Source organism: Pseudomonas petrae, assembly GCF_021728295.1.
Taxonomy (GTDB): Bacteria; Pseudomonadota; Gammaproteobacteria; order Pseudomonadales; family Pseudomonadaceae; genus Aquipseudomonas; species Aquipseudomonas petrae.
Genome location: NZ_JAKJXE010000011.1, coordinates 26,553 through 49,183, shown reverse-complemented (window position 1 = coordinate 49,183; position 22,631 = coordinate 26,553). Strand labels below are relative to the sequence as shown.

The 22,631-nt window shown below is 61.3% G+C and carries 17 protein-coding genes; 3 read left to right on the top strand and 14 right to left on the bottom strand.

All coding sequences use genetic code 11. The annotated features are described in order from the left end of the window. Window positions 1-11: 11 nt before the first annotated feature. The 8 genes from L4G42_RS19045 to hutC form a co-directional block, all read right to left on the bottom strand. Window positions 12-887 (bottom strand): quaternary amine ABC transporter ATP-binding protein, encoded by an 876-nt coding sequence (locus tag L4G42_RS19045; RefSeq protein ID WP_237253267.1) that lies wholly within the window; start codon window positions 885-887, stop codon window positions 12-14. After that, window positions 884-1,735, bottom strand: a complete 852-nt coding sequence (locus L4G42_RS19040) for an ABC transporter permease (protein WP_237253266.1) — start codon at window positions 1,733-1,735, stop codon at window positions 884-886. Before L4G42_RS19040 ends, L4G42_RS19045 begins: the two co-directional genes overlap by 4 nt. Window positions 1,736-1,911: 176 nt before the next feature. Beyond that, window positions 1,912-2,877, bottom strand: coding sequence for an ABC transporter substrate-binding protein (locus L4G42_RS19035; protein WP_237253265.1), 966 nt, complete (start codon window positions 2,875-2,877; stop codon window positions 1,912-1,914). 139 nt (window positions 2,878-3,016) lie between these two features. Further along, the gene (locus tag L4G42_RS19030) at window positions 3,017-4,486 is read right to left on the bottom strand and encodes a purine-cytosine permease family protein (RefSeq protein ID WP_237253264.1); all 1,470 of its coding nucleotides are present in this window, start codon (window positions 4,484-4,486) and stop codon (window positions 3,017-3,019) included. A gap of 174 nt (window positions 4,487-4,660) precedes the next feature. Then, window positions 4,661-6,358, bottom strand: coding sequence for a urocanate hydratase (gene hutU / locus L4G42_RS19025; RefSeq protein WP_237253263.1), 1,698 nt, complete (start codon window positions 6,356-6,358; stop codon window positions 4,661-4,663). A 474-nt stretch (window positions 6,359-6,832) separates the two neighbouring features. Beyond that, a complete protein-coding gene (nhaA, locus tag L4G42_RS19020) occupies window positions 6,833-8,011 on the bottom strand; it encodes a Na+/H+ antiporter NhaA (protein WP_237253262.1) in 1,179 nt (392 codons plus the stop codon). A gap of 68 nt (window positions 8,012-8,079) precedes the next feature. After that, window positions 8,080-8,673, bottom strand: a complete 594-nt coding sequence (locus L4G42_RS19015; protein ID WP_237253261.1) for a HutD/Ves family protein — start codon at window positions 8,671-8,673, stop codon at window positions 8,080-8,082. Next, a complete protein-coding gene (gene hutC, locus L4G42_RS19010; RefSeq protein ID WP_237253343.1) occupies window positions 8,670-9,380 on the bottom strand; it encodes a histidine utilization repressor in 711 nt (236 codons plus the stop codon). The genes L4G42_RS19015 and hutC overlap by 4 nt, the downstream gene beginning before the upstream one ends. Before the next feature lie 191 nt (window positions 9,381-9,571). On the opposite strand from hutC, the gene L4G42_RS19005 reads away from it, so the two are divergent. Then, window positions 9,572-10,936 (top strand): formimidoylglutamate deiminase, encoded by a 1,365-nt coding sequence (locus tag L4G42_RS19005; protein ID WP_237253260.1) that lies wholly within the window; start codon window positions 9,572-9,574, stop codon window positions 10,934-10,936. 63 nt (window positions 10,937-10,999) lie between these two features. Here the strand turns inward: L4G42_RS19005 and L4G42_RS19000 are convergent, their stop codons facing one another. The 6 genes from L4G42_RS19000 to L4G42_RS18975 form a co-directional block, all read right to left on the bottom strand. Next, window positions 11,000-11,494, bottom strand: a complete 495-nt coding sequence (locus L4G42_RS19000; RefSeq protein ID WP_237253342.1) for a lipocalin family protein — start codon at window positions 11,492-11,494, stop codon at window positions 11,000-11,002. Window positions 11,495-11,580: 86 nt separating this feature from the next. Next, a complete protein-coding gene (bamE, locus tag L4G42_RS18995; protein ID WP_237253259.1) occupies window positions 11,581-11,835 on the bottom strand; it encodes an outer membrane protein assembly factor BamE domain-containing protein in 255 nt (84 codons plus the stop codon). Between the two features lie 240 nt (window positions 11,836-12,075). Further along, entirely contained in the window at window positions 12,076-13,086 is a 1,011-nt protein-coding gene (locus L4G42_RS18990; protein WP_065986681.1) for a class 1 fructose-bisphosphatase, read from the bottom strand. Window positions 13,087-13,474: 388 nt separating this feature from the next. After that, entirely contained in the window at window positions 13,475-14,812 is a 1,338-nt protein-coding gene (locus tag L4G42_RS18985) for a DUF3999 domain-containing protein (RefSeq protein WP_237261129.1), read from the bottom strand. Window positions 14,813-14,862: 50 nt separating this feature from the next. After that, on the bottom strand, window positions 14,863-17,730 hold the full coding sequence (locus tag L4G42_RS18980; RefSeq protein ID WP_237253258.1) for a DUF2339 domain-containing protein: 2,868 nt from the start codon (window positions 17,728-17,730) through the stop codon (window positions 14,863-14,865). Window positions 17,731-18,151: 421 nt separating this feature from the next. Then, window positions 18,152-20,635 carry a glycogen/starch/alpha-glucan phosphorylase gene (locus tag L4G42_RS18975; RefSeq protein ID WP_237259200.1) on the bottom strand — a complete coding sequence of 828 codons (2,484 nt, stop codon included), beginning with the start codon at window positions 20,633-20,635 and terminating at the stop codon, window positions 18,152-18,154. 379 nt (window positions 20,636-21,014) lie between these two features. On the opposite strand from L4G42_RS18975, the gene pip reads away from it, so the two are divergent. After that, window positions 21,015-21,986, top strand: coding sequence for a prolyl aminopeptidase (gene pip, locus L4G42_RS18970; protein ID WP_237253256.1), 972 nt, complete (start codon window positions 21,015-21,017; stop codon window positions 21,984-21,986). Next, entirely contained in the window at window positions 21,987-22,424 is a 438-nt protein-coding gene (gene dtd / locus L4G42_RS18965) for a D-aminoacyl-tRNA deacylase (RefSeq protein WP_237253255.1), read from the top strand. It begins immediately after the preceding gene. Window positions 22,425-22,631 lie beyond the last annotated feature (207 nt).

Genomic DNA, 22,631 nt, shown 5'->3' with positions numbered 1-22,631 from the left:
CCACAGCGTCCTTAGAGAGTCGCCACGCGCCGCTGCACGAAACGATCAACGTAATCGTCGGCAGGCGAGTAGAGGATTTCTTTCGGTGTTCCGACCTGAATCAGCCGACCGTCCTTGAGAATGGCGATGCGGTTGCCGATGCGCACGGCTTCGTCGAGGTCGTGGGTGATAAAGACGATGGTCTTCTTCAGGCTCGATTGCAGCTCCAGCAACTGGTCCTGCATCTCGGCGCGGATCAGCGGATCGAGTGCGCTGAATGCTTCGTCCATCAGGATGATGTCGGTGTCAGCCGCCAACGCCCGGGCCAGGCCGACGCGCTGACGCATGCCGCCGGAGAGCTGATGTGGGTACTTTTTCTCGTAGCCCTTCAGACCCACTGTGGTGATCCAGTGCTGCGCACGCTCGGCGCATTGCGCTTTGCTCTCGCCACGAATGGTCAGTCCGTAGGCGACGTTGTCGATCACGGTCTTGTGCGGCAGCAGGCCGAAGCTTTGGAACACCATGCTGATCTTGTGCCGACGGAAGTTGCGCAGCGCTTCCATGTCGTAGGTCAGGATGTTCTCGCCATCGACCAGGATCTCGCCGCTGGTGGGGTCGATCAGGCGATTGAAGTGGCGCACCAGGGTCGATTTGCCGGAGCCCGACAGGCCCATGATCACGAAAATCTCTCCGCTGGAGATGGACAGCGACAGGTCGTTCACGCCGACTACGCAGCCGGTCTGCGACAACACCTGATCCTTCGTCTGGTTGTTCTGAACCATCGCCAGCGCATCCTTGGCGCGGTTGCCGAAGATCTTGTACACGTTCTTGACGACGATCTTGCCGTCCGGACTCGCGGTACTCTCTGGATTTCCCGAGCTCACTGGATTAATAGTCTCGACGCTCATTTGTTCGCCTCATGCCGTGGACGGCCATAGGCCTGCGTGATGCGGTCAATCACGACCGCCAGAATGACGATGGCCAGACCCGCTTCCAGGCCGCGTCCGACGTTGAGGGTCTGAATGCCGACCAGCACGTCTTCGCCCAGACCGCGCGCACCGATCATCGAGGCGATCACCACCATCGACAGCGCCATCATCGTGGTCTGGTTGATCCCGGCCATGATGCTCGGCAGGGCCAGCGGCAGTTGCACGCCAAACAGTTGCTGCCAGCGATTGGCGCCGAAGGCGTTGATCGCTTCCATGACCTCGCCATCGACCTGACGAATGCCCAGATCGGTCAGGCGAATCAGCGGCGGCGCGGCATAGATGACCGTGGCGAAGATCGCCGGCACTTTGCCCAGACCGAACAGCATCAGCACCGGAATCAGGTACACGAAGCTGGGCATGGTCTGCATGATGTCCAGAAGCGGCATCAGCACTGAACGCAGCCGGTTGCTGCGCGCTGAAAGAATGCCGAGCGGTATGCCGATGACTACCGAGATCAGCGTGGCGACCAGCATCAGCGCCAGCGTCTGCATCAGCTTTTCCCACAGGCCCACGGCACCGACGAGAAACAGCAGGCCGACGATGACCACTGTGGTGGTGATCTTGCGGGTCGCGTGCCAGGCGATCAGGCCGACGATGGCCAGCAGCAGCCACCACGGCGCAACGCGCAGCAGGCCTTCGAGCTTGACGATGGCCCACAGCAACGTGTCGGAGATGTGCCGGAACACGTCGCCGTAATTGGTGACCAGCTTGTCGACCCAGTCATTGACCCAGTCGGCGATGGAGAACGTGAAGCTTTCGGGGAACATATCGTTATCTCGATGTATTAGATGGAGCATGCCTGTCAGGCGCCGCGCTGTTCTTGTAGGAGCGACCGGGGTGGCGATCCACCTTGCCCGCGAACGCAGGGTGTCAGGGAACGAATTCATATTTGACACACCGCCTTCGCGGGCAAGCGCGCTCCTACAGGTAGTCAGCTCTCTGCTTACAGTGAAGCATCCACCTTCTTCGCCGCATCCTCGCTCACCCACTGATGCCAGACTTCCGGGTGTTCCTTGAGGAAGATCTTCGCCAGTTTCGGCGACTCGATGCGCTCTTTGGTCATACGCGCCAGATTCTGGTTAAGCAGGTCGATCGGGATGTTGACCTTCTCCATCACTGCCACCAGTTCAGGCGCCTGTTCGTGAAACGCCTTGGACAGGCCGACCTTGATCTCGATGGTCTTGTTCACGCCGGCTTTCTCTTCCAGACGCACCATGTCCACCTGACCCATCAGCGGGGTCGGCGACCAGTAGTAGGCCAGGATCGGCTCGCCACGCTTGTAGCTGGAGAGAATCGCCGCATCCAGCGCCGGGCCTGTGCCAGGGCGGAAGTTGGTGTATTTGCTTTCCAGGCCATAGCTTTTCAGCATTTCGCTGTTTTCCAGCTCGCAGGTCCAGCCGGCCGGGCAATTATAAAAACGGCCTTTCTCCGGCTCTTCGGCATCCTTGAACAGGGCTGCGTATTTACCCAGATCGGCGATGGACTTCAGGTCCGGTGCCTTGGCTTCCAGCTTGCGCTTGGCGTCGCCTTCGATCACGTAACGCGGCACGTACCAGCCTTCCACCGCGCCCTTGACCGGCGCGCCGACGCCGACCACTTTGCCGGCCGCTTCCGCCTTGTTCCAGACTTCGCTGCGGCCGACCCATTCTTCGGTAAACACTTGAATATCGTTGGTGCTCAGGGCGTTTTCCATGGTGATGGAATTGCCCGGCAGGCTGTCCACTTCGCAGCCATACCCCTTGTTCAGCACCACTTGCAGCACATCGGTCAGCAGCATCGCGCTCTCCCAGTTCAGACCGGCGAATTTCACCGGCTTGCCGGACTCGCACCATCCTGCAGCCTGACTGGCGCCACTGGCGAGCACGCCGGCGGTGAGCAACGTGGATAGCAGGGCCTTTTTCGTGTTCATTGAGTGACGCTCCGGTCTTGTAGTGGATGACGGCAGTAACGAAAACAGATGGCGTCCAGCCGTGGGGAGAGGCACTTGCCGGCCTCGTCCCGCTTCTCTCTCCAGCAATGCCTGTTCAACAGACGTGCATGACGAACGGTCAGTTCACCGCCATGTGTGCAGGGGCAGCAATGCGGCTTGCAGGGGGCGCGTCCGAACCCGGTGGCAGGATCAAGCGATCAGCCACTCTACCGGGCCACCTCTTCGCCGCCACGTAGTACAGCACAGCAGGCACGATGAGACCGATGATCCACGAGATGTCGGTGTCATCGAGGCTCGCCACCAGCGGTCCGGTGTAGAAGTGCGTAGAGATGAACGGCATCTGAATCAGCACGCCCAGCACGTAAATCCCGATGCCCATCCAGTTCCAGCGGCCGTAGCGACCGTTCGGGTCCGACAGCGCCGGGATGTCATAGCGCTCCTTGGTGATGCAGTAGAAGTCCACGAGATTGATCGCGCTCCACGGTGTGAAGAACGCCAGCAGAAACAGGATGAAGGCCGAGAAATCCTTGAGGAACGAGTCCTTGCCCAGCAGCGCCAGCGCCGTCGCGATGCCGACCATGGCGAAAATGTACGTCAGCCGCAACGCACTGGAGATGTGACGGTTGCCGCGAAAGCCGCTGACGATGGTGGCGATGGACATGAAGCTGCCGTAGGCGTTGAGCGTGGTGATGGTCACCTTGCCGAACGCGATGCTGAAATACAGTGCTGCCGCGACCGCGCCGGTCCCGCCGAGGCCGACGATGAATGAGACCTCGTGGTGGGCGAAGTTCTTGCCGGCCAGTGCTGCCGCGAACACGCCGAAGACCATGGACGCCTGCGCGCCGATCACCGAACCCAGGCCCACCGCCCAGAACGTTTTGCCAGCCGAGGTGCTGCGCGGCAGATAGCGCGAGTAATCCGCGACGTAAGGGCCAAAGGCGATCTGCCAGGACGCCGACAGTGAAATCGCCAGCAGGAAGCTGCTCAGCGAAAAGTGCTTGTTGCCCAGCAGCGCGCCGACGTCGTTGCCCGCCAGCAGCGCGGCGAACAGGTAGACGAAGGCGATCACGCCGATGAGGCTGGCGACCCGGCCGATCATGTGGATGACCCGGTAGCCAAGGATGGTCAGCACCACGATGGCCGCCGCGAAGATCACCACGCCTTGCCAGTCCGGCACGTTGATCAGTTGCGCCACCGCCTGGCCTGCGAGCAGCGAGCCGCTGGCGGAAAAGCCGATGTACATCAGGCACACCAACACCAGCGGAATTACCGCGCCGTAAACGCCAAACTGCACCCGGCTGGAAATCATCTGCGGCAGGCCGAGCTTCGGCCCTTGCGCCGCGTGCAGCGCCATGACGCCACCGCCGATAAGCTGACCGATGAAAAGCCCGATCAGCGACCAGAACACGCCGCCGCCCAGCACCACGGCCAAGGCCCCGGTGACGATCGCGGTGATCTGCAGATTGGCGCCCAGCCACAGTGTGAACTGACTGAACAGACGACCGTGTCGTTCGGCATCAGGGATGTAATCGATCGAACGCCGCTCGATCACGGAAGCAGGTGCAGCACGATCATCTGGAACAGCCATCTCAGACATTCCCCTAAAGCGAGTGTTGGCACGCGTACTTGTGCTGCCGAATCACCTGCAGGAGCGCGCTTGCCCGCGAAGAGGCCGGTACATCCGCAGCATTAACTGCGTCTGACATTCAGTCTTCGCGAGCAAGCTCGCTCCCACAGGCGCCGTGTGCACCCCAGGCATTGATCAGTTATTGATCATCGGCAGGTTCAGGCCCTGCTCTTTGGCGCAGTCAATCGCGATCTGATAACCCGCGTCGGCATGACGCATCACGCCGGTGGCCGGGTCGTTGTGCAGGACACGGGCGATGCGTTCGGCGGCTTCATCGGTGCCGTCGCAGACGATGACCATGCCCGAGTGCTGCGAGAAGCCCATGCCGACGCCACCGCCGTGGTGCAACGATACCCAGGTCGCGCCGCTCGCGGTATTGAGCAGGGCGTTGAGCAGTGGCCAGTCGGACACGGCGTCGGAGCCGTCCTGCATCGATTCGGTCTCGCGGTTCGGGCTGGCGACGGAGCCGGAGTCCAGGTGATCACGACCGATCACCACCGGCGCCGACAGCTCGCCGCTGCGGACCATTTCGTTGAAGGCCAGGCCCAGCTTGGCGCGCTGGCCCAGGCCGACCCAGCAGATACGTGCCGGCAGACCCTGGAAGCTGATGCGCTCACGGGCCATGTCCAGCCAGTTGTGCAGGTGCGCGTCGTCCGGGATCAGCTCTTTGACTTTGGCGTCGGTCTTGTAGATGTCTTCAGGGTTGCCCGACAGCGCGACCCAGCGGAACGGACCTATGCCACGGCAAAACAGAGGACGAATGTAAGCGGGCACGAAACCGGGGAAATCGAAAGCATGGGCAATGCCCACTTCCTTGGCCATCTGACGGATGTTGTTGCCGTAATCGAACGTCGGCACACCCATTTTCTGAAACGCCAGCATGGCTTCGACGTGATCTGCCATGGACTGCTTGGCGGCCTTGACCACTGCGGCAGGCTCGGTGGCAGCGCGCTCGCGGTACTGCTCCCAGGTCCAGCCTTTTGGCAGGTAGCCGTTGAGCGGGTCGTGGGCGCTGGTCTGGTCGGTGACCATGTCCGGGCGCACGCCACGGCGGACCATTTCCGGAAGGATCTCGGCGGCGTTGCCGCACAGCGCGATGGAGATCGCCTTGCCTTCGGCGGTGTACTTGGCGATGCGGGCGAGGGCGTCGTCGAGGTCAGTGGCTTGCTCGTCGACGTAGCGGGTTTTCAGGCGGAAATCGATGCGGCTCTGCTGGCATTCGATGTTCAGCGAGCAGGCGCCCGCCATGCCGGCGGCCAATGGCTGCGCGCCGCCCATGCCGCCCAGACCTGCAGTCAGGACCCAGCGACCCTTCAGGTTGCCGTCGTAATGTTGGCGACCGGCTTCGACGAAGGTTTCGTACGTGCCTTGAACGATGCCCTGGCTGCCGATGTAGATCCAGCTGCCGGCGGTCATCTGGCCGTACATTGCCAGGCCTTTGGCGTCCAGTTCGTTGAAGTGCTCCCAGCTCGCCCAGTGCGGCACCAGGTTGGAGTTGGCGATCAGCACGCGGGGTGCGTTGCTGTGGGTCTTGAACACGCCGACCGGTTTGCCGGACTGCACCAGCAGGGTTTCGTCATCGTTCAGGTGAGTCAGGCTCTCGACGATCTTGTCGTAGCACTCCCAGTTACGTGCTGCACGACCGATACCGCCGTAGACCACCAGTTCGTTCGGGTTCTCGGCGACTTCCGGGTCGAGGTTGTTCATCAACATCCGCAATGGTGCTTCGGTCATCCAGCTTTTAGCGGTCAGTTGCGTGCCATGGGCCGCGCGGATTTCTACATCGCGGCGTTTGGTCCATTGCTGAGCGGGGTTCTTTTCGTCAGTAGTCACTTAACAATCCTCGATGATCAATCCGGCCCGGACGCATTAGTCCGTAACGAACGTGGGAATAAGGTCCTGCATGAGTGCCGCCGTTGAGATTCGAATTGAGCGGTGATGCTTTTTATCGACTCATGCTTACTTGTACATACAAGCATATGCAACCAAGGGGCCAACGTTGGTTTGTGAACGTAGAAAAGCCTACCACCCGCTCTGGCGCGGGTCTTTCAGTGATTCACGAGGCGAGAGGGCAGGCAGCGAGGGAACAGCGAGCGGAAGGAATTTGTTACTTTTCGGTGCGCACGCCCCAGCACAGTGCGTGGCTGGGGGTAACAAAAGCGGCAGTGAGCGACCAGATCCCCGCGGGGGCCGGCTTGCTGGCGAACCTATCGGTCATTCACCATCGCAGCATTGGCATTGGCATTGGCATTGGCATTGGCGCTTTCGCCAGCAAGCCGCCTCCTACAATGAGATAAGCGATCGAGATCAGTGCTGAGCCAGCTTGCTGCGTAACAACACCACCCCGGCAAGCGCCGATGCGATCGAACCCAGCAACACGCCCACTTTAACTTCGTCGATCAGATGCGCTGCGCCCGGGAAGGCCAGGTTGCCGATGAACAGGCTCATGGTGAAACCAATTCCGCAGAGCAGGGCGACGCCATACAGCTGCGGCCAGTTGCTTCCTTCTGGCAGCGTTGCCAGGCCGGATCGGATTGCCAGCACCGCCGCGAGAAACACACCGATCTGCTTGCCGATAAACAAGCCCAGCGCCACACCCAGCGGCACCGGGTCGACCAGATTGCCGAGGGTGATCCCCGACAGGGAGACGCCCGCGTTGGCAAAGCCGAAAATCGGCACCACCGCGAACGCCACCCAGTAGTGCATTTTCTCTTCAAGAAACAGCAGCGGTGAGCGGGCTTCTTCCTTGCGCGTGCCCAGCGGAATACACAGCGCCAGCGCCACGCCCGCCAAGGTCGCGTGCACACCTGATTGCAGCACGAAGAACCACAACAACAGGCCGAGCAGCAGGTACGGCAGCAATCGCTGCACGCCCATGCGGTTCATGATCACCAGCACGGCGAGCGTCGCGAACGAGGCGCCGAGCATCGTCATGTTCAGGCCGCTGCTGTAGAACAGCGCAATGATGGTGACGGCGCCCAGATCATCGAGAATCGCCAGCGCGGCCAGAAACACTTTCAACGACGTCGGCACCCGCTTGCCCAGCAACGAGAGCACGCCGAGGGCGAAGGCGATGTCGGTGGCTGCAGGAATCGCCCAACCGCTCAGGGTTTCGGTGTTGCCCATGTTGACGCCGATGTAGATCAGCGCCGGCACCAGCATGCCGCCCGCTGCCGCAAAACCGGGGAGTGCCCGCTGACCCCAACTGGCGAGACCGCCGGCCAATACTTCGCGTTTGATTTCCAGACCGACCATCAGAAAGAAGATCGCCATCAGCCCGTCGTTGATCCATAACTCGATCGACAACCCTCCCCAGACACTGTGCAGCGCGGCGAAATACGAGGGGGCGAGGGTGGAGTTGGCAACGATGATTGCTGCGAGGGCGGCGCCCATCAGAACGAGGCCGCCTGCTGATTCCGATGCAAGAAAACTGGCAAGAATGGCGATGGCTCGTGGGCTTTCTTTATTGTTGTCGAGCGTCGTCATGGTCTTCCCTGTGTGCTGGCGAAAAAAAACGCAATTTAACACAGGGGATGGATCTCAGGCGGCGAGGCTCAGACGCGCGTCAGCTCAATCACGCACACCCGGCTGACGCGAGGGGCGTAGAGCACCGCCTCCAGCAGAACGCCTGCGGCGTTTTCCAATTGTAAGCAGTCGTGTTTTTCCAGCAACTGCGGCGGGTGTTCGCCGATGTTGGCGGCCATCTGCTCCGCCGCGCTGAACACCACGAACACGTCGGCCGAACTGAAAAAACGCTGCGGCTGCATCACGTCGACCCACTGCAGGCGCGCGCGGTAACGGGCTGGCGAGTAGATCAGGTTGAAGTCGCGAATCGGGCCGTCAAGCAGCGTGCATGACACCGCACTGTCGCCGCTGAACGCGAACGGATCGGACGGCAGCAGTGGCTCACTGTCCTGGCCATCGATGTTCAGCGTCATGCCTGCACCTTGCAGCACCGTGATGATGCGCTGATAACCGGCGAACACCGAAAAGCCGCCTGACTCGGCGATGTCAGCGATCGACAGCCGCCAGCCGAAACCTTCCATGCCTTCACCGGCATCGCGGGTGATTTCCTCGGTGCTGCCACCGCCGTTTTTCCAGGGCATGCGCGGGTAGTCCACAGCGCGCAGAACAGTCAGTTGAGTCATTTGCTGAAGCGTCCTTCCAGGCGGTGGCGTGAGCCGGGATGAATCAGGCGTGCGGCGGTTACCGGTTGGCGGCCGGACCAGGTGCGCCGACGCACCAGCAAGCACGGCTCGCCCTTCTCGATCTGCAGCAACTTGCATTCGTCAGGCTCAGCGAGGATCGCCTCAACCACGTGCTCGCCTTCGGTCAGCGGCGCGACCTGGGAAAGGTAGGCGTAGGGCGTTTGTTTGGTGAAATCCTGCTGCAGGTAGTCCGGCGCGACGAGGGCGTTGACGAAACGGTCTTCGATTTGCACGGGAATATCGTTTTCGAAATGCACGATCAGCGAATGAAACACCCGCTGGCCTTCACGCATGTCGAGCGCCAGCGCGCGTTCGGAACCGGCGGCTTCTTCGGTAAGGATGATGACCTGGCAGGTGTGGGCATGTCCGCGGGCGGCGATCTCATCGGCGATGTTATGCACTTCGAACAACGCGGATTGAGTCTTGGGCTCGGCGACGAATGTACCGACGCCCTGCATGCGCACCAACAGCCCTTCGGCGGTCATCTCACGCAGGGCGCGATTGATGGTCATGCGGCTGAAGCCCAGTTGCGTCACCAGTTCGCTCTCGGAGGGCACGCGGTGATGCGGCGGCCATGTGCCATTCTGAATCTGCTGGGTGATCATGTGCTTCACCCTGGCGTACAGCGGCGCCGGACTGTCACCCATCTGGGAAGCCAGCGGCAAGTTGGCAGGCGGAGTCGGCACAGAGAAATCCTTGTTATGGCGTTATTCAGGCGAGGGAGGGTTACAGCGTCCACGCTAACCATTAACGCGTGTGCCGACAAGCGCCGCGCAGTTTACCGGTCGCGTAAACGTCTGTATATGTATAGACAATTTCACGCGAGGGGTGCCGAGTTATGTCCGTTTTCTTTGCCGAACGTGCGTTATTGCCCACCGGCTGGGCCACCGATGTACGTTTTGAGGTCAGCGCTGATGGCTTGCTGAGCCAGATTCAGGCCAACGCCGAGCGCGGTGACGCCGAGCTGCTCAACGGACCTGTGGTGCCGGGCATGCCGAACCTGCACTCCCACGCGTTTCAACGGGCCATGGCAGGGCTCGCGGAAGTGGCCGGCAATCCCAATGACAGTTTCTGGACCTGGCGCGATCTGATGTATCGCCTCGTTGGGCAGATCAGTCCGCAGCAGCTCGGCGTCATCGCGCGGCAGCTGTACATCGAAATGCTCAAGGGCGGCTTCACCTCGGTTGCGGAATTTCACTACGTCCATCAGGACACCACCGGCAAGCCCTACGCCGACCCTGCCGAGCTGGCGCTGCAGGTCAGCCAGGCGGCGAGTTCGATTGGCATCGGCATGACGTTGCTGCCGGTGCTCTACAGCCACTCCGGTTTCGGCGGCTTGACGCCGAACGAGGGGCAGCGCCGGTTTATCAACAGCACCGACAGTTACCTGGACTTGCAGTCCCGTCTGAAGCCCGTCATCACCACCCAACCTGCCCAGGCGCTGGGTCTTTGCTTTCACTCGTTGCGCGCCGTGACGCCGCAGCAGATCAGTGACGTGACGGCCGCCAGCGATCCCTATTGCCCGATCCACATCCATATCGCCGAGCAGCAAAAGGAAGTTGACGATTGCCTGAGCTGGAGCGGTCGCCGGCCGCTGCAGTGGCTGTATGAAAACGTCGAGGTCGATGGGCGCTGGTGCCTGGTTCATGCGACCCATGCCCAGCCGGACGAAGTGGCGTTGATGGCGAAAAGTCGTGCGATCGCGGGATTGTGCCTGACCACCGAAGCTAACCTGGGCGACGGGATTTTCCCGGCGGTTGATTACATCGCACAGGGCGGCCGTTGGGGCATTGGTTCCGACAGCCATGTGTCGCTGAGCGTGGTCGAAGAGTTGCGCTGGCTGGAATACGGCCAGCGTCTGCGCGATCAGCGGCGGAATCGGCTGTACCGGCCGGATCAACCGATGGTCGGCCGCACGCTGTATGACGCGGCGCTAATCGGCGGCGCGCAAGCGATGGGGCAGCCGGTGGGTGCGCTGGAAGTGGGCAAACGGGCGGACTGGCTGGTGCTGGACGGTAACGATCCGTATCTGGCAACGGCGTCCGGTGATGCCATTCTCAATCGCTGGCTGTTCGCCGGGAGTGATCGTCAGATCAAGGATGTGATGGTCAATGGCCGCTGGGTGATCCGCGACGGCCACCATGCCGGTGAAGAGCAGAGCAGCCGCGCGTTCGCTCAGGTATTGCGGGAGTTGCTGGGCTGATGCATCTGAGGTGGACGGGGGAGAGCTTCGCGAGCAAGGTGGCTCTACCTTGGTCGCGACTGGTCAGTCGGCAGCCTTGATCTTCGAATCCGCCACCCGCCAGATCAGCTTGGTGGTGTCGTAACCCTGTTGCTGCGCTTTCATCAGCAGGTCGTTGCGCACTGCATCCGGCACATGAGGTGTGCGCGACAGCAGCCACAGGAACTTGCGGTTCGGGCTGCCAACCAGCGCCACTTTGTAGTCGGGACTCACGTACAGCACCCAGTAATCGCCCTTCGCCACACTCGGGAAGAGGTTCGAGAACCAGTTGTCGAACACGACCCACAGCTTGTCGGTCTTGCCCTGAACCTGCGGTGAAGCCGTTCCGGTTGCTTGCTCCCACTTGCCCTCGATCGTGCGGCAGCGGTTGGTGACAGCGATGTTGCCATCATCCTTCAGCGTGTAGTGCGCTTCGGACTGCGCGCAGTTGCGCTGAAAGAACATCGGCAGCCGCGCTACTTCGTACCACGTGCCCTGGTAACGCTTGAGATCGACATGATCAACCGTCTTCGGCGCCATGGATTCAGTTTCAGGCTTCACCGCACAGGCGCTGATCCACAATGCTGCCAGGGCCACAGCGCCGATTTTCAATGCCTGACGAATTCTCATTTAAGGCCCTGACCGGAAAACAGCACCACCTTTTCGGCAGCGTATTGGACGCTGATGAACGTCTTCGCATCGCCCCACGTGCAGCTGGACATCCCCAACGCGCCGGAGCATTCGGTCGGGCTGCCGAGCAATTGCTCGACCTGCGCCTTCGACATGCCGGCCGAAATTTTCGAGTAATTTTCCTGAGTGACCTTGCTGCAGGCCGCCAGCAATACGCAGAACGACAACACCGCGAGAGCGCGCAAAGACATGAGATGAAGCTCCTGAATCGAAGGAAGGGCGGCGTCGCAGCGCCTAACGTCAGCCATTGATGTTGATGGCGGACTCAGCGCTCGCCGCTAACTCTGTAGGCGCGCGCTTGCCCGCGATCATGTTTTGTCTGTCACGAATAGTTTGCTGACCCGCCGCCTTTCGCGGGCAAGCGCGCTCCTACAGTGTGGTGCGGCGGGTATGTCATTCACGTCGTAAGCCAAAGGCGGCCATTCAGGACGTTATTCCTTGTGATACGCCGTCGCGCGTTCGACTTCTTCCTTCGAACCCAGGAAGACAGCAACGCGCTGGTGCAGGCCTTCGGGCTGGATGTCGAGGATGCGCTGATGGCCGTCGGTTGATGCGCCGCCGGCTTGCTCAACCAGGAACGACATCGGGTTGGCTTCGTACATCAGGCGCAGCTTGCCTGGCTTTGAAGGCTCGCGGGAGTCGCGCGGGTACATGAACAGACCGCCACGGGTCAGGATGCGGTGGACGTCGCCCACCATCGCCGCGACCCAGCGCATGTTGTAGTTCTTCTTCAGCGGGCCGTCTTCGCCTGCCAGCAGCTCTTCGACGTAGCGCTTGACCGGGGCTTCCCAGTGACGCTGATTGGACATGTTGACCGCGAATTCCTGAGTGGACTCCGGGATCTTGATGTCCTCGTGGCTCAGGACGAAACTGCCCATTTCGCGGTCCAGCGTGAAGCCTTTGACGCCGTCACCCAGGGTCAGCACCAGCATGGTCTGCGGGCCGTAGATGGCATAACCGGCGGCGACTTGCTGAGTCCCCGGCTGCAGAAAGGCCTTCTCGTTCAGCGCTTCGTTCTGGCTCAGGTACTCGTTCGGGCAACGCAGCACCGAAAAGATCGTGCCGACCGGCGCGTTGATGTCGATGTTGGACGAACCGTCCAGTGGGTCGAACACCAGCAGGTAGGCGCCTTTCGGGTATTTGCCGGGGATCTGGTAGGCGTTGTCCATCTCTTCGGACGCCATACCGGCCAGGTGACCACCCCATTCGTTGGCTTCGAGCAAAATCTCGTTGGACATCACGTCCAGTTTCTTCTGCACTTCACCCTGCACGTTTTCGGTGCCCATGCTGCCGAGCACGCCGCCAAGGGCGCCTTTGGATACCGCGTGGCTGATTTCCTTGCACGCACGCGCCACCACTTCAATCAGAAAGCGCAGATCGGCAGGGGTGTTGTTGGTGCGGGTCTGCTCGATCAGATAACGACTCAAGGTAACGCGGGACATGGAGAGCTCCGAAAATGGGGGATAAAAACGCGCACAGTCTAGCGTGAGCGGAAATTTAATACTGCCTGTCAGACCGGTTAGGTAGTGATTGAGTTCACGGGCTACATCCAAGTGGGACCGGCTTTAGCCGGGAAGAGGCCGGTGTGAACACCACAAATCTTGCAGCGTGACGACCGACGCCTTCCCGGCTGAAGCCGGTCCCACAAGGGATCGTCGTACCCAGTCGCATCGGGTGTACGTTAAGCGTAGCGCGATCGGGGTGACGAATTGGCGGGCATCGTCTGCAATTTTTTCGATGCCGGATCGATTCAGCGTCATCACCCCGACACTTATTCTCTGGCGCCTCGGTTAGCCGCCTCGGTTGGCGCCTTATTTTGCGCGTTACTTGCTACGACCCGCGCAGTGTGGCGAGCGCCATCCATGCCAGGAACATCACGCCGAGTATCAGCACCGCCCACAAACCGATGCGTTTCATGTCGGGACCAGTGGCCTCCACGGGCGCGGCCGGAGCAACCGGCGCGACCGGTGTGGAGGCCATGGACGCGCTGCCCAGCGCTGCCAGTTTTTCGGGGCTGATGCCGGGAATCAGCGTCGCCAGCGGCAGTGCTGCACTTTTCACCGTGACGTTGCCAACGGCCAGGCTGTAAGGCGGCGCGCCGCGGCCGAGAAACACCAGTTGCGTGGCGCGCACGGCAAAACTCAGCGTCGGCGCGTCCTTGCCCAGGCCGCCGCCACGGTCATCGACCTCAAGTTTCAGCTGCTGCACAACATTGCCGGGCAGCTCCATTTCGTCCTGCACAACGTCTTGACCGTTCTGGCTGAGCCGATAAAGCAGGCCGTTGTCGATCAGCTGCCACGACGCATTGCTGTCACGACGCCCATACAGCGTGGCGGGCGCGAGGCTGTTGGGTTGCGCGATGTCGATCCGCATCCGTTCCAGCGGCAGGGCCACTGGCAGTTGCCACACATACACGCCGGGTTTTTCGACGCGACCATTGATGGCCGGGGACCAGCTCAACGGCAGCACGCCGGGTTGTGTGCTGATCAGTTGCACGGCGTTCAGCGTCGGCGCGGACAGGGGCGATTTCCACAGCAAGCGCAGATAGCGGGCGCTGCGCCCCGGCAGATTAACAACGCGCTGCTCAACCAACTCTTCAGCGAAAGACAGCCTCGCTACCTGACCCTCGCCCCAGCGCTGCCAATGCTGGAGGTCGTCGCTGGCCTCGATGCTGAACCGCTGAAAACCGTCGCGTTCGCTGCTCCAGTCCAGAATCAACTGATCCAGCGGCGCGTTGATCGCGCTGGTGTCGAGCAGCCAGCCGCGCAGAATCTCTTCGCCCGCCTCGATTTCACCCTGGGGCTGAACCTCTACGAGTGTGCCGTTGGGCGTGCGCTCGACGCGGATTTTCGGTTCGGCGTCTTTTGCGCCATCGCTGTTGTACAGCGGGAACCACTTCACCGAGACCGGGCTTGCGTCGGCTGCACGCTGGGGCGGGCTTTGGGTAATGGCGTAGGGTTGGGCCTGGCCGTCCGCGTTGAAAACACGCACGTCGTTGAGAGTGCTCTGGCGCGCGTTCAACTGCACGCCGAGGGGCAATTCCAGCCGATACCAAGGCCCTTCGCCGCTGACGGTCAGCGGCGCATGGATGGTGAAATCATCCGGCAGATCCTCCGCCTGACTGAGCGGGGCCGCGCATAGCAGCGAGCCCAGCAACGGGGCAAGCAGGGCGGCCTTGATGACGAACTGACGACTCAACTGAACACTCCTTACGCGTTTCATTTCGATGCCCGGTCCGCAGCATCTGCATCGGCCAGACCCTCATTTCGGGCCGGATGCCGAGGCGGCAGGGGGGCGAAATATCCCACCACCAGCAACAGAACGCCAACGCCGATAAAGGAAATGATTCGCTCCAGACCGCCACGATTGCTCAGCTCGACGAAGAACAGTTTGGCCACGACGACCCCGATCAGCGCGGCGCCGACAATCCACAGCTCGCGACGTGCGCGCAGATGGCCAACGATCATCAGCGCCAGTGCGGTCAGCGTCCAGACGATGGAAAGCCCGGCCTGCACACGCATCGATTCAAACAGCGCGTCGGGGTACCAGGCCACGCCGGCCCAGTGATGCGCCGTGCGCAGAACCATGGCGGTGATCAGTGCGAACAACGATGCGCCAGCAATAACCAGCGCCGCCTTCTGAGCACGTCCCTCGCTGACGCCTAACTGCGGGAGTTGCTGGCGGGTCCAGCTGAAGATGCCGGTCAGCGTGATCAGCAAGCCCAGCTCCAGCGGGTTCAGCAATGGAAGATAGGGCAGGGGATCGGCAGCGCCTTCGCTGAACCCGTTCGCCAGCCAGAACCAGCCGAGCATCAATGCCGCCAGCGGCGCGGCAGCCCAGACGCGGTACTCACGCGGATACGCACTGACGGGCCAGGGCCACGTGCGGGATGCTGTCATCGCCAGCAAATACAGGCTCGGCAGCAACGCCCAGCCCAGCCAGCGCCAGGCGTTATACGACTCCGACAGCACCAGCAATCCGTAGCGAAGTTGCAGCGAGAGGACGCCGATGATCAGCCAGCAGCCGATCACATGGGCCGCACTGCGCAAGCGCGGGAGCAGCAGTTTGTCGAGCCGTTTCAGCGACCACAGATGAGCCGCAAACACCGCGAGCCAGCCCAGCCAGCCCCAATCGGCGGCGGGGTTGTAGTAGGTATTGAAACTCATCAGCGCGAGCAACACCGCGCTCATGGGTGTCAGCAGCGTGGACAGTTGAGCGATCCCCGCCCAGTTCAGGCGCAGGGCCGTCAATGTCCACAGCCCAACACTGACGGCGCCCAACAGCAAGAGCGTCGAGAACTCGGCCTCTCCCGGCACGTAATGGGTGCTGACGCACACCGCTGCGGTCCACCACAGCGCGCTCCAGGTCAACAGCAACGGCTGCAAGAAACGATTGCTCAACGACAAACGCAAGGTGCCGATGCGCTCCACGGTAAAGGCGCTGACCAGACCGGCGAGGGCGATGATCAGCGGTGTCCAGAAGTCACCGTGGTTGAAGTTCGGCGCATACCAGCGCCCGACTACGCCCAGGAACGCGATTCCCGCGCCCAGTTGCAGCAGCAGGCCGAAACCCCGTGCCAGCAAGCGGTTTTGGCGCATGCCGAGCCAGAACACCGCTGCGCCTTCGACGGCCCAGGCGACCGTCGTCCATTGCGCGCTCAGGCCCAGCGGAATCGCCAGCGTGCCGAACACAACGCCCAGCGAGAGGCACGTTTCGACCAGCAGCAATGCCCGACCCGGTGCGCGCCCGGCCAGGAACCGAGCGATGCCCATGTACAGCAAGCCAAGCGCCAGTGCGCTCAACGCAGCGCCGAATTCGATGTGTTGAACGAGGGCGTACTGCAGGCCGAAACCGACGATGGGTGTGCCGAACAACAGGCTGCCATCGACGTAGTGGGTCTGGCGCGCGGACCAGCGCAGGGTGGCTTCCCGGCTGTCTTCGTCGGGACCGGCCGCGTGTTCTTGCAGCTTGCGCCGGGCGAACAGCAGGCCGATTGCCAGGTACATCAGGAAGAACAGAATCAGGAAGGGTTCGGTGCTCCAGAACAGCTCGGGCGTGTACGCGTTCATGCCCCAGGCGAAGCCGATGCCGAATGTGCCGATGAAGCCGATCAGGTTCAGCGGGCGCCAGGCCTTGAACCACGCGATGGCGAAGATGCCGGCGTTGAGCAGGGCGAAATAACTGAACAACGCGACATGACTGCCGTCGCCGGAGGACGTCAGCAGCGGCGCAGCAAATCCGCCCAGCGCAGCGACGCAGGCGAGGGCCAGGGAGTTTTGCGTGACGGCGAGAATGGCCGAAAACACGGTGACCGCGACCAACAGGCTGAACGCCATCCCCGGCGCCAGCAGGGTGTGAACTTTCATGGCGGCGAACACGGTCAGGTACAGCACCGCGACGCCAGTCCCCTGCAGCATCAGCGCGAAGGATTCGTTGCGGTGACGCAGCCACCAACCCAGCCCCAACAACGCCAGCGCTGCGACAGCGACGCCGGCATAACGGGCTTCGATCGGGACGACCATGCCTTCGGTGGCGTAGCGCAGCAGAAACGCCAGACCGAGAAACAGCAACACCACGCCGACCCGCAGCACGGTGTTGCCACCCAGCAGCCAGTTTTTAGCGCGCAGCAAGGCGCTGTCGAACAGGCTGTGCTGGGCAGGAGCGGGCAGGGAGGCGGATGCAGCAGCGGGCGCGTAGCTCGGGGCTGTGGGTGATGGCGCCGATGCAGGGCGACTCCATTCCGAATCGCCGACATCCGCGGCGGCCGGCTCAAGGTCCGGAAGGTCCCACAGCAGTTCCGGGCCATCGTCTGCGATGGGCTGAACATTCAACGGCGCCGACACGGGCGCATCCGGCAATTGCGCGGCGGCGGAATCCAGCTGGCTGAGGCGTTGTTGCACGGCGTTGAGGTCCAGCCGGGTCTTGACGAGTTCGGCTTTCTGCACGGCGGTTTCCCGCGTCAATGCATTAAGCCGGAAGCTCAAGCCCGCGGCCAGGCCAATGACCGCGCCAACGGCGCCCCCTAACAGCGACTCATCAAGAAGCGCCCCGATCACCAGACCGGCCAGCAGAAGAATCCATTGCACGCGACGACATCCCTTTTCTGCCGATTAACGGCGATGGCGAAAAGTATATCGGGCGTCAGGAAAGGGGAAACATTTTGTGTCGGTGAAGGAGAACTGAGTCGCTGATGCATCTGGGCGCAAACATATCCGGCGGTCGAATGGTGATCTGTTGATGCTGCTGGACCACCCGATGGGTCGAGAGAACGTTCCGTGGTTGGCGCAAACCAGTAGGAGCGCGCTTGCCCGCGAAAGCATTCCGTCAGCAAATAATTAGCCGTCTGACCCACCGCAATCGCGGGCAAGCGCGCTCCTACAGTGGATTTTTGTCGTTGGCGAGAGGTGTGATCGACGCGATTCTGCGAGACCTCCAGCCAGTCATTACAGAGGGCTGCACCTCCAGCGCAGGTGATTGCCTCGGCTGAGACAATCACCTCACACGTCCTTAATCCAGCGCGTTCCAGATTTCGGTCGCGTATTCGCGAATGGTCCGGTCCGAGGAGAACCAGCCCATGCGCGCGGTGTTGAGCACCGCCGAGCGCCACCATTCTTTCGGATCGTGCCAGCGCGCTTCCACCTTGGCCTGCGCGTGCCAGTACGACTCGAAGTCCGCGCAGACGAAGAAGCGATCGTAGTTGATCAACTGATCGATCAGCCCGGCATAGCGATATGGATCATCCGGCGAGAACACCCCGCCCCGAATCGCTTGCAGCACGTCATTCAAACGCCCGGACGCCGCGATGTCCTGGTGCGCGTTGAACTCACCGGCATGCTTGCGCGCTTCGACTTCCTGCGCGGTCATGCCGAAGATGAACATGTGCTCCAGGCCGACCTGCTCGCTCATCTCCACGTTGGCGCCGTCGAGGGTGCCGATGGTCAGTGCGCCGTTGAGGCCGAACTTCATGTTGCTGGTGCCGGACGCTTCCAGACCCGCCGTGGAAATCTGCTCCGACAAATCCGCCGCCGGAATGATGCTTTCCGCCAGGCTGACGTTGTAGTTGGGCATGAACACCACTTTCAGACGGCCACGCAGCGTAGGGTCGTTGTTGACCGTGCGCGCGATGTCGTTGGTCAGCTTGATGATCAGCTTGGCCGAGTGATAACTGGCCGCCGCCTTGCCGCCGAAGATCTTCACGCGCGGCACCCAATCGGTGCTCGGGTCGGCACGCATGGCCTGATACAGCGCTACGGTGTGGAACAGGTTCAGCAACTGACGCTTGTACTCGTGGATACGTTTGACCTGCACGTCAAACATCGCCTCAGGGTTAACCACGATGCCCATGCGGTCCTGAATGATCGTGGCCAGCGCTTGTTTGCTTTGCAGGCGTTGAGCGGCGAATTCCTGCTGGAAACGTGCGTCGTCAGCCAGCGGCTCCAGTTTCAGAAGGGCGGTCTCGTGGTTGTCGAGCACTTGCTCGCCCAACTCGTTGACCAGCATGGAAGTCAGCTGAGGGTTGGACTGGAACAGCCAGCGGCGGAAGGTGATGCCGTTGGTTTTGTTGTTGATGCGATCCGGGTGCAGCTTGTGCAGATGGGCGAAAACGGTCTTGCGCATCAGCTGTGTGTGCAGCGCTGACACACCGTTCACACTGTGCGAGCCGAGGAATGCCAGGTTACCCATGCGCACGCGACGGCCGTTGTCTTCTTCGATCAGCGAGACGGCGCGCAACAAGTCAAACAGCGCAGGATCGTCTTTGAAGTCCAGGCGAACCTTGTCGATGTGCTGGGCGTTGATCATGTAGATGATCTGCATGTGGCGCGGCAACATGCGCTCCATCAGGCCGACCGACCAGGTTTCCAGCGCCTCAGGCAGCAGCGTGTGGTTGGTGTACGCCAGGGTGCCGACGGTGATGCGCCAGGCCTCGTCCCACTCCACGTCGTGCAGATCAATCAGGACGCGCATCAGCTCCGCCACAGCAATCGACGGGTGCGTGTCGTTCATCTGGATGGCCACGTGTTCCGGCAGGCTGCTGATGCTGTAGCCCATGTTCTTGTGGCGGCGCAGCAAATCCTGCAACGACGCCGAGACGAAGAAGAATTCCTGGCGCAGGCGCAGTTCCTGGCCCGCTTCGGTGCTGTCGTTTGGATACAGCACACGGGAAATACTTTCTGCCCGCACCACTTCCGCCACCGCACCGACGTGGTCACCGGCGTTGAAGCGTTCAAGGTGCAGATCTTCCACCGCACGCGCACGCCACAGGCGCAGCGTGTTCACCGCTTTGCCGCGCCAGCCCACAACCGGGGTGTCGTAAGCAATCGCGCGGACGGTTTCGCCTGCGGTCCAGACCTGGCGGGTTTCGCCCGAGGCATCCAGAACAGGTGCGCCGGCTGCATCAAGCTGGGGCTGCACGCTGCCGCCGAAACCGATCTGGTAAATCACTTCAGGGCGTTCGAATTCCCACGGGTTACCAAAGTCCAGCCAGTTCTCGGTCTGCTCCTGCTGCCAGCCATCGACGATGGCCTGACGGAAGAGGCCGTGCTCGTAACGAATGCCGTAGCCATGACCGGCAATGCCGAGGGTTGACATGCTCTCCATGAAACAGGCGGCCAGACGGCCGAGGCCGCCGTTGCCCAGCGCAGCGTCAGGCTCCAGCGAGCGAATCTGCTCCAGGTCGACGTTCAGACCTTTCAACGCTTCGCGCGCGGTGTCGAGGATACCCAGGTTGCTCAGGCTGTCGAACATCAGACGGCCGATCAGGAACTCGAGGGAGAGGTAATAAACGCGCTTTTTTTCCTGCCGGTAGACGTAGCGCGTGTGGTTCATCCAGCGCTCGGCCATTTTGTCGCGAGTCGCCAGGGCAATTGCCATGAACCAGTCATGGTCGAAGGCATGGTCGGGGTCTTTACCGACGGCATACTCGAGTTTGTTCAGCACAGCTTCTCGGAAGGCTGCCACTTCAGCGTCACGAACGTTGGGTTCCGGAGACATCGGGTACGACCTCAAGTTGGTTTGACGATTAAATGGGGTGGGTTGACTGTAGGGCGTGTCATTGGTTATTTCCTCCCGGACGGATGAAAATTACGCGGTTGCACGACCCTCGGTTCGACTCGAACAAGCTACCTCGGTTCGCCGTCATTGCACACCGGCGGCGAATCTCTGGCGCTTTCCCCTGATCTGGAGACGGCTTGCATTGATCGTTCCACTCTGGCGTTGATCTTGCTGATGCTTGCTGCCAGAGGGCATATGCCCATGAAACAGCGGATAACAGGTTGCCAGAATCAGGCAGGCATGTTCATTCGCCGATTCGGGTTTATGATGCCCCACGGCAGATAGACCGCAGCCCCTGAACTGGACTTTTGGAGCACCTATGCAGACTTTGTACCCGCAGATCAAACCTTACGCCCGGCACGATCTGGCAGTGGAAGAGCCGCATGTGCTGTATGTCGATGAAAGCGGCTCGCCGGACGGCTTGCCCGTAGTGTTCATTCACGGCGGACCGGGTTCGGGATGCGATGCACAGAGCCGCCGCTATTTCGATCCGAACCTCTATCGCATCATCACCTTCGATCAGCGGGGCTGCGGCCGTTCAACGCCTCACGCTAGCCTGGAAAACAACACCACCTGGCATCTGGTCGATGACCTCGAACGCATCCGCACCCACTTGGGCATCGACCAATGGGTGGTATTCGGTGGCTCGTGGGGTTCGACGCTTTCCCTGGCCTATGCGCAGAAGCACCCTGATCGGGTTCATGCCTTGATTTTGCGCGGCATCTTTTTGAGCCGGCCCCAGGACATCAAGTGGTTCTATCAGGAAGGCGCGAGCCGCCTGTTCCCGGATTACTGGCAGGACTACATGGCGCCGATCCCGCCGGACGAGCGCGGCGACGTGCTTGGCGCATTTCACAAGCGCCTTACCGGCAGCGATCAGATCGCCCAGATGCACGCCGCCAAGGCATGGTCGACGTGGGAAGGGCGCACCGCCACGTTGCGTCCGAACCCGCAGGTGGTCGATCGCTTCACCGAGCCCCATCGTGCGCTGTCCATTGCGCGCATCGAATGTCATTACTTCACCAACGGCGCGTTCCTCGAAGAAAACCAGTTGATTCGCGACATGCCAAAAATCGCCCATCTGCCGGGCATCATCGTCCATGGCCGCTACGACATGATCTGCACGCTCGACAATGCCTGGGAGCTGCATCAGGCGTGGCCGAACAGTGAGCTGCAGGTCATCCGCGACGCCGGGCACTCGGCGTCCGAGCCGGGCATCACCGACGCGCTGGTGCGCGCGGCATCAGAAGTGGCGCGCCGTTTGCTGGATCTGCCGCCGGAAGAGGCATAAATGAAAGCCTTGCTTCAGCGCGTTTCCCAGGCGCGCGTCGACGTTGCCGGCCAGACCATTGGTGCGATTGATCAAGGATTAATGGTCTTGATTGGCATCGAGCCTCAAGACACGCAGGCCAGCGCCGACAAGATGTTGCACAAGCTGCTTAACTACCGGGTATTCAGTGACGCCGACGGGAAAATGAATCTTTCGTTAACCGACGTTAATGGCGGGTTACTGCTGGTCTCACAGTTCACCCTGGCGGCGGATACTAAAAGCGGGATGCGGCCGAGCTTTTCAAAAGCTGCACCCCCGGCCCTCGGCGCCGAGCTGTTTGACTACTTGGTGACAAAGGCCAAAACCTCTCACGCTACGGTGGAAACGGGCCAGTTTGGTGCAGATATGCAGGTGCACCTGATCAATGATGGCCCCGTGACATTTTTGCTTGAGACCTGAACAGCCCGGCCTGTTTGATGGCCCCGGAATTACTCGCTCCAAACGCAATAAATAGTTTGCGTCCCCTGATGCGTTGTAACGCGAGCTACTGGATAATCCCGCGCTACAAAGACGGGCCAAGGCCCGTCAAATCGGTTAAACGCAGACTGGTCCGACACCGCTTGGGGAATCATTGGCCCCTTTTGGAGTCGGAACAATGCTCGCCAA

Bases quoted from the DNA above. Each gene is read 5' to 3' on its own strand.
- L4G42_RS19045 (WP_237253267.1), bottom strand. From the start codon at position 887: ATGAGCGTCGAGACTATTAATCCAGTGAGCTCGGGAAATCCAGAGAGT.
- L4G42_RS19040 (WP_237253266.1), bottom strand. From the start codon at position 1,735: ATGTTCCCCGAAAGCTTCACGTTCTCCATCGCCGACTGGGTCAATGAC.
- L4G42_RS19035 (WP_237253265.1), bottom strand. From the start codon at position 2,877: ATGAACACGAAAAAGGCCCTGCTATCCACGTTGCTCACCGCCGGCGTG.
- L4G42_RS19030 (WP_237253264.1), bottom strand. From the start codon at position 4,486: ATGGCTGTTCCAGATGATCGTGCTGCACCTGCTTCCGTGATCGAGCGG.
- nhaA (WP_237253262.1), bottom strand. From the start codon at position 8,011: ATGACGACGCTCGACAACAATAAAGAAAGCCCACGAGCCATCGCCATT.
- L4G42_RS19015 (WP_237253261.1), bottom strand. From the start codon at position 8,673: ATGACTCAACTGACTGTTCTGCGCGCTGTGGACTACCCGCGCATGCCC.
- hutC (WP_237253343.1), bottom strand. From the start codon at position 9,380: ATGGGTGACAGTCCGGCGCCGCTGTACGCCAGGGTGAAGCACATGATC.
- L4G42_RS19005 (WP_237253260.1), top strand. From the start codon at position 9,572: ATGTCCGTTTTCTTTGCCGAACGTGCGTTATTGCCCACCGGCTGGGCC.
- L4G42_RS19000 (WP_237253342.1), bottom strand. From the start codon at position 11,494: ATGGCGCCGAAGACGGTTGATCATGTCGATCTCAAGCGTTACCAGGGC.
- bamE (WP_237253259.1), bottom strand. From the start codon at position 11,835: ATGTCTTTGCGCGCTCTCGCGGTGTTGTCGTTCTGCGTATTGCTGGCG.
- L4G42_RS18990 (WP_065986681.1), bottom strand. From the start codon at position 13,086: ATGTCCCGCGTTACCTTGAGTCGTTATCTGATCGAGCAGACCCGCACC.
- L4G42_RS18975 (WP_237259200.1), bottom strand. From the start codon at position 20,635: ATGTCTCCGGAACCCAACGTTCGTGACGCTGAAGTGGCAGCCTTCCGA.
- pip (WP_237253256.1), top strand. From the start codon at position 21,015: ATGCAGACTTTGTACCCGCAGATCAAACCTTACGCCCGGCACGATCTG.
- dtd (WP_237253255.1), top strand. From the start codon at position 21,987: ATGAAAGCCTTGCTTCAGCGCGTTTCCCAGGCGCGCGTCGACGTTGCC.